At 69.4% G+C, this 1375-nt stretch carries 1 protein-coding gene; it reads left to right on the top strand.

Annotated features, from left to right (window positions below; all coding sequences use genetic code 11):
• Positions 1–85: 85 nt before the first annotated feature.
• Positions 86–1318, top strand: coding sequence for an IS30 family transposase (locus E6A26_RS17490; protein ID WP_234865667.1), 1233 nt, complete (start codon positions 86–88; stop codon positions 1316–1318).
• The last annotated feature ends 57 nt before the right edge of the window (positions 1319–1375 follow it).

The following is a 1375-nucleotide window of genomic DNA, read 5'->3' on the forward strand; positions in this document are numbered from 1 at the left end:
CCCAACCTCAAACGGTCAATGCAATTCGATCGTGAGGGTGGGTCCGATGGCTTCGGGAGTTGGGCAGGGGCGACGCTGGCGTGGAATGACCTTCGCCGAGCGGTGCGCCTCTGAGCATGAAGTGTGGGCCGCTTTCGATGGCGCGCTCGAGGGTGGGATGTCGTTCACGGCAGCGGCCCGTGTCGCGGGCGTGTCGAAGGACCGGGCGCGCTACCGGTGGAAGAGGATCGGCGGCATGCGGATGCAGACAGGCCGCCGCGGCGGCATTCCGAGAGCCGCCGGGCCCGGCCCCGCCGTGCTGCCGCCGGCACCGTTCGAGAAGGTCGAAGGACGGTTGACGTACTTCGAGCGGTGCGTGATCCAGGTCCGCCGCCACGAGGGCTGGACGCAGAAGCGCATCGCCGCCGAACTGCAGCGCAGCCCGGCGGTGATCTGCCGCGAGATCAAGCGCAACACCGGCCCCGACGGGGCCTACGACGCCCGCCGCGCCGACCACTGGGCAGCCCGGCGGCGCAAACGCCCCAGGAAGCCCAAGCTCGCCGAACGCCCCGGGTTGGCCGCGGCCGTGGAGGAATACCTCGGACAGGGCTGGTCACCGCAGCTGATCTCCGGGGTCCTCAGGCGCGACCACCCCGATGATAGGAACATGCAGGTCAGCCACGAGACCGTCTACAAGGCCCTCTACGTCCAGGGCCGCGGCGCCCTGCGCCAGGACCTCCACCGCTGCCTGAGCCTCAAACGCAAAGCGAGGGTCCCACAGGGCCGGGCCACCAGCCGGAACAGCCCGTTCCGGGAAGCGCTGAAGATCAGCCAACGGCCCCCGAGCGTTCAGGACCGGGCCGTGCCAGGGCATTGGGAGGGCGATCTGATCATCGGCGGCGACGGCCGCTCGGCCATCGGGACCCTCGTGGAACGCTCGACCAGATTCGTGATCCTGCTGCACCTGCCCGGCGGACGGCACACAGCTGAGGTCGTCGCCGAGGCCATGATCAACGCCATGGGCGATCTCCCGGCCCACCTGCGACGCTCGGTCACATGGGACCGCGGGACCGAGATGGCCGACTACTCCCGGATCATGCTCGAGCTCGAGGCCCCGGTCTACTTCGCCGACCCCCACTCGCCCTGGCAGCGCGGCTCGAACGAGAACACCAACCGGCTCCTGCGCTTCTGGTTCGAGAAGGGAACCGATCTCTCCGCGCACACCCCCGAAGACCTCCGACGAGTCCAGGACACGCTCAACCGCAGACCCCGACCGACACTCGGACTCCGCACCCCCGCCCAGGCCCTCACCGAACTCCTCCTGCCCGCCGCCGCCTGACAGCCGAACCCGACCCCGACACGGCGAAGCGATTGCACTTGACAGATGGAATCCGCC

This window comes from Sinomonas albida, from assembly GCF_004919045.1.
GTDB classification, from domain to species: domain Bacteria; phylum Actinomycetota; class Actinomycetes; order Actinomycetales; family Micrococcaceae; genus Sinomonas; species Sinomonas albida.